This is a genomic window from Kurthia zopfii (assembly GCF_003143955.1).
GTDB classification, from domain to species: Bacteria; Bacillota; Bacilli; order Bacillales_A; family Planococcaceae; genus Kurthia; species Kurthia zopfii.
Genome location: NZ_QFVS01000059.1, coordinates 1 through 9114 on the forward strand (window position 1 = coordinate 1; position 9114 = coordinate 9114).

A 9114-nucleotide genomic window follows, 5' to 3' on the forward strand; every position below is an offset into this window, starting at 1 on the left:
AGCTAAAAGAAAATGGCGATAAGACCTTTATATCAGTTTTCGAGTTACCAACGGTAACCCTCAAACTGAACGGTATTCATCCCCCACTTATAGAAGATGGGGGAATTCTACCGAACAGATGTTAAAAAAAGCCAATAAAATTGTATTATTGGCAGTTTTTATGACACTTATTTCAAATACTCTTTTAAGTTGTAAACAAAGCGTAAAAGATTCTGGAATAAGTTAATGAAATCTAGATAAAGATTCAATGCAATCATTGGAACATCTTCATCCGCAATTGGATTTTTCGCCACTTGATTCATATCGAAAATCGTATAAACCGTGAATAGAATAACACCTAAACCACTCACAATTACCCAAACGAATGATGAGAAATTCACGAAAATCGCAATGATTGAGAAGACAACCATACCAATTAAGATGATGAATAAAATATTACCCCAGCTACTTAAATCCTTCTTCGTGAAGTAACCGACTAAACCAGCGACTATAAAGATCACCGCAGTCGTACCGAAGATTAGAAGTACTAATCCCCCACCTAAAGTACCTAAATAGAAGTTTAATAAACTAAACATTGTAATACCTGTTAAAGTTGCGACAATAATCGAGATGATTCTTCCCATTCTACGCATTGTTCGACTGAACATCATTAACACGAGTAATACTAATGTTACGATACTAATCGGCATGACTAGAGCTGGCGGAATGACTGTACCAATCGCTAAGCCCACTGCTGTGAAAGCCCATAAAATCGTGAAAAATTTTAACACTTTATTGAATTGTTGTTGTTTCAATTTCAAGACTCCTCTAATTTGATTAATGATTATTATACGCATAATTTCATGAAAAGTTTCATATATAACTATTCTTTTATAATTTCGCATTTTCAGATTTTTTTATAAAAACGCTTTCATTTGTTTTATTTTTTCGCTATACTAGTACAACATACATAAAACTCTTTTATATGTAACATAATGTTATGTAATACATAAAGAATTGAAATTGTATGAATTCAACTATTTGAGGAGCTGAATCTATGAAATTAGCAAAACGCATACTGTTTGCATTGGCATTTGGTGTTATTGTCGGAATTATTATTAACTCATTTTTCCCAAGCGTGTTTAAACCATTAGACGGTTATGTATTTACGCCACTTGGCACTATTTTCTTAAACTTAATTAAAATGTTAGTCGTACCACTTGTATTCTTCTCGATTGTGACGGGTGTCGCAAATATCGGAGATCCTAAAAAACTAGGTCGAATTGGCGTAAAAACAATTACATTCTTCTTAACAACAACTGCAATTGCCATTACAATCGCAATTATTTTAGCTTTAATCTTAAAGCCAGGCCTTGCAGGTTCATTCAGTACAGAAAACTTAGAGTACAAAGCAACAACTGCGCCACCTGCTTCAGAAACATTCCTAGGCATTATTCCGACGAACCCAATTGAAGCAATGGCATCAGGTTCGATGCTTCAGATTATCTTCTTCGCAGTTTTTGTCGGCTTAGCAATTAGCTTACTAGGCAAAAAAGTTGAAGGCGTTGGTAAATTAATGGAACAAGGGAACGAGATTATGATGTTCCTAGTAAATTTAGTTATGAAATTCGCTCCATTCGGTACTTTCGGTTTAATCGCATCAGCTGTTGGTTCAATGGGCTGGAGTGCTTTAAAAGCGATGCTACTGTACATGTTAGTCGTATTATTAGGATTAGCTGTTCATTTATTCGTCGTTTACTGTGGCGCCATCAAATTCATGGCGAACCGCAACCCAATTACAGTGTTAAAAGCTTATCTACCAGCGATGGCTGTATCATTCAGTACATCGAGTAGTAGTGCGACATTACCTGTAGCAATGGAAATCGCTCAAAAGAAACTAGGTGTTCCGCGTTCAATTAGTTCATTCGTTCAACCGCTTGGTGCAACGATTAATATGGACGGAACAGCAATCATGCAAGGTGTTGCAACAATCTTCATCGCTCAAGTATTCCAAGTCGACCTGACAGTTCCTGAATTAGTTACAGTCGTGCTTACTGCTGTATTAGCGAGTGTAGGTACTGCTGCCGTTCCAGGAGCAGGTCTGATCATGTTAGCAATGGTATTAACTGCTGTTGGCCTTCCAGTAGAAGGTATTGCATTAATTATCGGTATTGACCGTCTACTAGATATGACACGTACGATGGTTAACTCAACAGGTGACTTAACTTGTGCGCTATACGTAGCAAACAGTGAAGCAAAAAAAGATGCAAAATTAGCCCAGAAAACAACTGAAGCATAATTTTGAAACATTTCCCCTCCCTCATTCGTATATTACTATATGAATAAGGAAGGGGTTTTTCTATGTTTATTTTAACGACATTAATCGCATTTCTATATGAGCTTTACTTAGCTATTCCAATTATCGGTGGACTTACAGTACTCGGTACAGGCTTTGGTACAGTGACAGTCGCATTTGTCATTCACGGGATCGTTCTGCTATTCCGCTTCGTCAACGGCCGTTCTAAAGCTGTACCAATCATTGCTCTACTATTGACGTTCTTAACTTTCATTCCAGGCATTGCGTGGCTTACACATACGCTGATCGCCATCATGTACTTGATCGACCTATTCGTAGGGCTATTCGCAAGCAACAAGAAAAATTACTAATAATCTCAGAAACGCCTGAAATGAATCGGGCGTTTCTTTTTTATGGCTATTTACTTCACAAACCGAAATAGTTTGAATATAATGAATAATATAAAAAGAAAAAGGGGATGTTTGGAATGCCACAATTGAAGAAACGTTCAGAAGTCGCAAAAGAAAATACTTGGGACTTAACAGATTTAGTCGCAAGCGAAGAATCATTTAATGAACAATTATCACAGTTAGTGCAAGATGCGCAAACTTTCGAATCGATTTACAAAGGGAATCTTTCAGAAGTAAGTACTGTCATTGCTGCACTTTCCGCTTATGAAAAGCTATTCTTCCCTCTCATTACACTTGGTACATACGCACGCCTATCTATGGAAACTGATCGCAGTGATTCCACAGGTCAAATGCGCAATGCGAAAATGAATCAAGCGAGTGATCAAGTCTACGCTGCTATGTCATTTTTCAAAGATGAACTTTTATTACTTTCTGATGCGACTCTTGGCAAAATCCAAGCGGAAGCCCCTGCTTATCGAAATTTCTTAGACGATATTTTACGCGATAAACCCTATCAACTACATCCAGAAGTCGAGAAAACATTAGCGATTTTAGGAGGCACTCTTGATGCACCTTATCTTCTATACAATACGATGAAATCTGTCGATATGAACTTTCCGAACTTTGAAGTGCAGGGCGAGTCATTCCCACTAAGCTATAGTTCATTTGAAAATGAATGGGAACATGAAGTCGATCCTGAAAAACGACGTGCAGCCTTCACAGCTTTCTCCAATAAATTACGCGATTATCAATTTACGACTGCGAAAGTATATGACACACATATTCAAACGGAGAAAAAGATGTCTGATTTACGCGGCTACCCTTCTGTCATCGATTCATTACTACATCGCCAATATGTCGATCGTACTCTCTACCACCGCCAAATTGATTTAATTACGAAAGAATTAGCACCTCATATGCGACGCTATGCGAAATTACTGCAAAAAGTAAATGGCTTAGATCGTATGACTTTTGCTGATTTAAAAATTTCATTAGATCCAGACTTTGACCCCGTCGTTACTAAAGAAGATGGAATTGATTATGTCATGAAATCACTTGCACCAATGGGTGAAGATTATACAAAAATGTTGGAAACTGCATTTGCGAATCGATGGATTGATTATGAACCGAATTTAGGGAAATCGACTGGCGCATTTTGTTCAAGCCCATACGGTACGCATCCGTATGTGCTAATGTCTTGGAATGATAAAATGAGTGATGTTTTCACATTGGCACATGAATTAGGCCATGCAGGACATTTCTACAATGCGCATAAATATCAAAATGTATTCAACGGACGCGCTTCTATGTACTTTATCGAAGCACCGTCTACGATGAATGAGATGTTGCTTGCCAATCATTTAATGAAATCAAGTGACGATTTACGCTTCCAACGTTGGGTCATTTCAAATATCGTTTCAAAAACGTATTACCATAATTTCGTGACACATTTACTTGAAGCCGCATATCAACGTGAAGTGTATAAAATAATCGATGGTGGTGGTTCTGTAACCGCTCCAATTTTAAATGACTTAAAACGCACTGTACTAGAAGATTTTTGGGGCGATACAGTTGACATTACAGAAGGTGCTGAACTCACTTGGATGCGCCAACCACACTATTATATGGGCTTATACCCATACACATATAGCGCAGGGCTTACAATCTCTACTCAAGTATCACAACGCATCCTACACGGCGAGGAAGGCTTAATTGAAGATTGGTTGAAAGTATTACAAGCAGGTGGCACAAGAACACCTGAACAACTAGCACAAATGGCAGGCGTAGACGTTTCAACAGAAGAACCACTACGCAATACCATCGCCTACATCGGTGAACTGATTACGCAATTGGAGGAACTGACAGAGGAGTTGGGTGAGTGAAGAAACTATTAATTTCACTCTTCTTAGTTTGCGTTGTTCTATCTTTTTCCTTAGAAACTACAACGGCAAAAGAGAATGACAATAAAATCGTTTTGAATCAGCTAAAACAAGTGAAAAAACTCGCAGCACACGGTCAGACTCTCCAGTCTAAAAATATCAAACTGGGTGATCCTTATAAAAAACCTTATGCGATTTTCGGAAACCCAATCTACACGAGAGAATTCAAAGGCGCAATTTTCATAGATTATTACTATAATGGAATCACAATAATTTCTGAAGGTAATATCCTCTCTGATTTAACGCTTATTAGAAATAAATACGCAAAGATTCAATCGATTCAAAATAATTTTGTAGTCAGTTATAAAGATATTAAAAAGATTTTCGGTAAAGGTAAATGGTCTTACACTACATTGGATTATTATGTCACATACCGCTCTGGCAAAAACATTATTTACTTTAACACGGACTTAGATACGGATAAGAAAAAAATTGGGTCTGAACCACGTGTCGATTCTTTATTCACTTCTTATTCCATAAGTAAATATTAAGTAAAGCCCACCATTCGAAATGGTGGGCTTTTGGTTATTTTATTAAATCAAATTCTAATTGTGTTTTTGAAACATGCTCTCTTGCTTCAATTTTTTCAATTGTCTTAGCCATGTCACGAATTAAGTTAACAACAAGCGCATTTCCCATTGTAAAGTATCTCATTCTTTCAGGGATGTTCGCTGTCCAATTATCTGGGAAACTATTGAGTCTCTCGCATTCAACTGGCGTTAAAAAGCGTTTTCGTCCATCAACTTCGACAACATGAGTGCTACGATTTACTGATGCTTCACTTGTAAGCATTGTTCGTCCTGGTAAATTCAAGTCATCGACAGGAGACATTCCACCTTCAGAAAACACATATTTATGACCATCTGCAGATGTTCTTTCGATTTTTTTAGGTCCTCTTAAATAGGCAAATTTCTCAATTTGTGCTTCAGTTAAGTAATACTTTTCATCTACTTCATTTTCTAAGATTTCGCCAAGTGTTATTGCTGGTTTTGAGTTAGGAATAGTATGAATGGTATGTACTTCTCCATTTCTCATAATTCCAGCATGATGAAATTCAAAACTAAACTCATCAGAAATATCGACAATATCTGAAGGTAAAGTTACCGTAGCTCTTCTATTTTTATAAGGTTCATGCTCAACTGGGAATGTTTCCGCAAAAAAACCTTTTTCATAAAGAACTTGATCCATCGAGAATTGCTGCTGTTCAGTAGAGTAATCTAGGTTATCTTTGTAAGCAAAAATAAAAACTCTTCTTCTTCGTTGAGCTTGTCCATACTCTGCAGCATTAATAACTCGCCATTCAACTGTGTATTGTAAATCTCGGAAAGTTGCCAACATTACTGCAAAATCTCTTCCTCTTTGTTTTGAAGGTGATTTTAACAAACGATCGACATTTTCTAATAACACATATTTAGGATGGGAATTCTCAATAATTCTTTTTATATCCCAAAAAAGAACACCTTTCTTCCCTTTAATCCCCTCTTCTTTTGATAAAGATCTTGCTACCGAATAGTCTTGGCATGGAAATCCACCAACTAATAAATCAATATTTAAATTTTGAAAAGTACTGTCAGGAACCAATGTAATGTTTTCATTACTCGCAATTCCTTCTGTAAAATTACTGCTATAGCATTCATATGCATGTTGAACCTTTTTAGAAGGCTCCCATTGATTTGCCCAAACAGTTTTAAATAACTCTTTATTTGCTTTTTCTAATCCTAAACGGAAGCCGCCAACACCGGCAAATAACTCAACAACATTCATTGTTTTTTCCATAAGGCGAACATCCTTTCTTAGCTTGTTAATTCTATTATAATAAATATCTCCGAAAAGATCAAGTTTTTGTTTAAGATTTTAATTATATTGTAGGTAATCATAAAAAACTATCATTTTTTCAGACGTTCTTCCAAAATGCTATAAACAAAGCTGTTGTTTAACCAAAAGCTCTGTTTTGTCATCCTTCTACCATCAGGTAATAAATCAGAATGAATTTCTTTCCCCGCTCCATGCGTTGATCCATCTTCAAACAAATAATAACTTTTGGCACTATGTGGTCTTATATGGATGACTTCGTTATCCTTCATTTTCGGAAAGTTATTTTCAATTACGACCCTACTTTTTTCTTGTTTCTTCGTTAATTGGACGCCTTCTTTCAATACCTTTTGAATGTTTTCCCAGCCTCTTCGAACTTCACCTTCAAGTAGTGACTTAGGAATATTGTAAAATTGACATCCTTTTAAAACTAATACACCGTTTTCTTCTTTAAAAACAACAAATAAAAACTTGGATTCCTCAAGGTAATTATTAAGATGTGATTCATCCCATTCTTCAACAGCAATTTCTGAAAGCGGCATTGTAGGCAACGGACTACTTTCTATAATAGTGTCAGCTTCGTTTATTCGAATCGCTTTCACAATAATATTAGCTTTTCTAAATTCTTCGGCTTTATTACTTTTTATTCCAAGCATACGAAAAGCAAGTGTACTCCATTTCCCTTTATTATTATTATTTTCAACATTCAATTCTAAACAAAGTTGCTCATCAGATTTTCCAATATGTCGCTCGATTTTGTCCTTAACGATTTCTTCAAAGGATTTTTCTTTCAGTTCAAGAGGATTTTTTACGATTGGTTCGTAAGTATCTTTATCTTTAATAATATAATTATTTAGAACCTGTGTCATGAAACCACTCTTTAAACTGAAAGCTCTTTTTCTAGCTTTTACATCTGGATTGTAATACTGACTAACTGTACTCTTTTCAGCAGTCGAACCTTTTGTACTCGCACCTAAATAAACAGTATCCCCTTCAGATAATTCATGGGCTTTCCCTGCTTTTATCTTGTCATTAATTTTCTTATAATCTTCTTTAATAATTAATAAATCCTCTTCAGTCGGCGAATATAATTTCACATAATCAATCGAGTAATCTAAATTACTTGGTAATGAACGATCGCGTAAATAGTAAACCATTAGAATTTTCTCGATTTTCTCAAATACATGTGATTTTTCAAAATCTTCTTCAACTGGATTATTATAATCAATCATCGTAACTGTCATTCTTTCCCCAGCACTTAACTTCTGTTTCTTAGAAATTTTGTAGGGTGACGCTTTTAGTTCCACTCCTGCTTTTGGGAAGTCTGCATTTTGATCACTGTTCGCTTTATACTCAAAGTGAAGCTCTTCAATTAAATTCCCAAGCCCACCTTTACGATTTTTATTCCCATATGATTCAAACAACTTTTGTTTTGCATCATACGGTAACTTCGAATCTGAAATAACTTCCCCAAAAGTTTTCCCAACTAATTTCTTACCATACCGCTCTATGCTTAACGGATCTGTATCATCATATTGAAGTACCAATTTTTATCATCCTTTCCTACAAACTCTTTTATTCTTTATTTATCCATATTTCCCTTATTAATATATGTATTTATATCCATCTAAAATCAATTATAGTATAATATTGGTATAATTTAAATATATTTAGGAGATGTATAATTTATGATTTTTCGAAAAGTTGCTGCCAATGAAAAAAGAACTAAAGAACTAAAGAATATGTTCATGGAACTTCTAGAAGAATTTGAAAAGTATGCGGAGGATTTAACAGCTAAAGCTGGAAAATCAGTGATAGGTAGTGGTAAAGCATCTTCATATAGAAGGTACGTCTTAAAATTACTAGTCCTTTCAGAAGAGTACCATACTAATCAGGTAAATTCCGAAGATCTATTAGACATTAATAATCGTCTTTTAGAAATTCGACAACTTGAGGGGTATAAACAATACAATATTTCAGAAGACAGATTCCCCAATGCCACTATTAATTGTTACAATCAATTTGTTGAAACTAAAGTTCCTATTAATCAAGAGGATTTAATAAAACAAAATGAAATTGACTATGTTCTTTCAAAATCCAACAGTATTATTAAAGATTCATCTATTGGAATTTACGAAACTCAATTAGATCTACCTGAACAAAAAGAATACATAACACAGAAATACGAAAGAAGTATTATAGAGGCTACTAAAGCAAAAGAATTAGCAAATTGGTGCTGTGAAATCGATAATACACATTCCACATTCTTAGCTAAATCGAACAATAAACAATATATGGAGGCACATCACTTAATACCAGTTTCTGCTCAGAAATACTTTAATTATTCTATTGATTGTTCGAGTAATATTGTATCTCTTTGCCCAAACTGCCATCGCTTAATTCATTTTGCTAACGATGCAGAAAAAATAGAGCTATTACAAAAACTATACAAAAAAAGAGAATCATTTTTTTCGGATTTTGAAGTTCCAATCGATCAAGATAGATTGTTTTCATACTACTCAATATTATAACAAAAACCCCCTCCAAATTTAAAGTGTACCCTTTGTAAAGGACATTTTGAAAAAGACTAGGAAACTTGTTGAAGCTGCTGTCTGTATTTTACAGGCGGCAGCTTCTTTAAATTCCACTGACCACGATAATGATTGTAATACGTCAT

General features: G+C 35.2%; 9 protein-coding genes. 5 read left to right on the forward strand and 4 right to left on the reverse strand.

All coding sequences use genetic code 11. The features are described 5' to 3' along the window. Positions 1–167: 167 nt before the first annotated feature. Positions 168–794: a Bax inhibitor-1/YccA family protein gene (locus DF281_RS13895; RefSeq protein WP_240605555.1), complete on the reverse strand. Its 627-nt coding sequence runs from the start codon at positions 792–794 to the stop codon at positions 168–170. Between the two features lie 242 nt (positions 795–1036). Here DF281_RS13895 and DF281_RS13900 point away from each other — a divergent pair, with 242 nt between their 5' ends. From DF281_RS13900 to DF281_RS13915, 4 genes are all read left to right on the forward strand, one after another. Beyond that, a complete protein-coding gene (locus DF281_RS13900) occupies positions 1037–2278 on the forward strand; it encodes a dicarboxylate/amino acid:cation symporter (protein ID WP_109350866.1) in 1242 nt (413 codons plus the stop codon). Positions 2279–2340: 62 nt separating this feature from the next. Further along, the gene (locus DF281_RS13905) at positions 2341–2646 is read left to right on the forward strand and encodes a hypothetical protein (RefSeq protein WP_109350867.1); all 306 of its coding nucleotides are present in this window, start codon (positions 2341–2343) and stop codon (positions 2644–2646) included. A 116-nt stretch (positions 2647–2762) separates the two neighbouring features. Beyond that, positions 2763–4568, forward strand: a complete 1806-nt coding sequence (gene pepF / locus DF281_RS13910) for an oligoendopeptidase F (protein WP_109350868.1) — start codon at positions 2763–2765, stop codon at positions 4566–4568. Continuing rightward, positions 4565–5116 carry a hypothetical protein gene (locus DF281_RS13915; RefSeq protein WP_109350869.1) on the forward strand — a complete coding sequence of 184 codons (552 nt, stop codon included), beginning with the start codon at positions 4565–4567 and terminating at the stop codon, positions 5114–5116. The genes pepF and DF281_RS13915 overlap by 4 nt, the downstream gene beginning before the upstream one ends. Positions 5117–5150: 34 nt before the next feature. Here DF281_RS13915 and dcm read toward each other — a convergent pair whose 3' ends face one another. Further along, positions 5151–6401, reverse strand: a complete 1251-nt coding sequence (gene dcm, locus DF281_RS13920; protein WP_109350870.1) for a DNA (cytosine-5-)-methyltransferase — start codon at positions 6399–6401, stop codon at positions 5151–5153. A gap of 110 nt (positions 6402–6511) precedes the next feature. After that, a complete protein-coding gene (locus tag DF281_RS13925) occupies positions 6512–7984 on the reverse strand; it encodes a Sau3AI family type II restriction endonuclease (protein ID WP_109350871.1) in 1473 nt (490 codons plus the stop codon). A gap of 141 nt (positions 7985–8125) precedes the next feature. On the opposite strand from DF281_RS13925, the gene DF281_RS13930 reads away from it, so the two are divergent. Next, positions 8126–8968 carry an HNH endonuclease gene (locus tag DF281_RS13930; protein WP_109350872.1) on the forward strand — a complete coding sequence of 281 codons (843 nt, stop codon included), beginning with the start codon at positions 8126–8128 and terminating at the stop codon, positions 8966–8968. Between the two features lie 56 nt (positions 8969–9024). Here DF281_RS13930 and DF281_RS15130 read toward each other — a convergent pair. Next, positions 9025–9114: IS3 family transposase (locus DF281_RS15130; protein WP_338084919.1), on the reverse strand; the 90-nt coding region annotated here is incomplete at its 5' end.

Excerpts from the sequence above, each read along its gene's own strand:
- DF281_RS13900 (WP_109350866.1), top strand. The coding sequence starts at position 1,037 with ATGAAATTAGCAAAACGCATACTGTTTGCATTGGCATTTGGTGTTATT.
- DF281_RS13905 (WP_109350867.1), top strand. The coding sequence starts at position 2,341 with ATGTTTATTTTAACGACATTAATCGCATTTCTATATGAGCTTTACTTA.
- pepF (WP_109350868.1), top strand. The coding sequence starts at position 2,763 with ATGCCACAATTGAAGAAACGTTCAGAAGTCGCAAAAGAAAATACTTGG.
- dcm (WP_109350870.1), bottom strand. The coding sequence starts at position 6,401 with ATGGAAAAAACAATGAATGTTGTTGAGTTATTTGCCGGTGTTGGCGGC.
- DF281_RS13930 (WP_109350872.1), top strand. The coding sequence starts at position 8,126 with ATGATTTTTCGAAAAGTTGCTGCCAATGAAAAAAGAACTAAAGAACTA.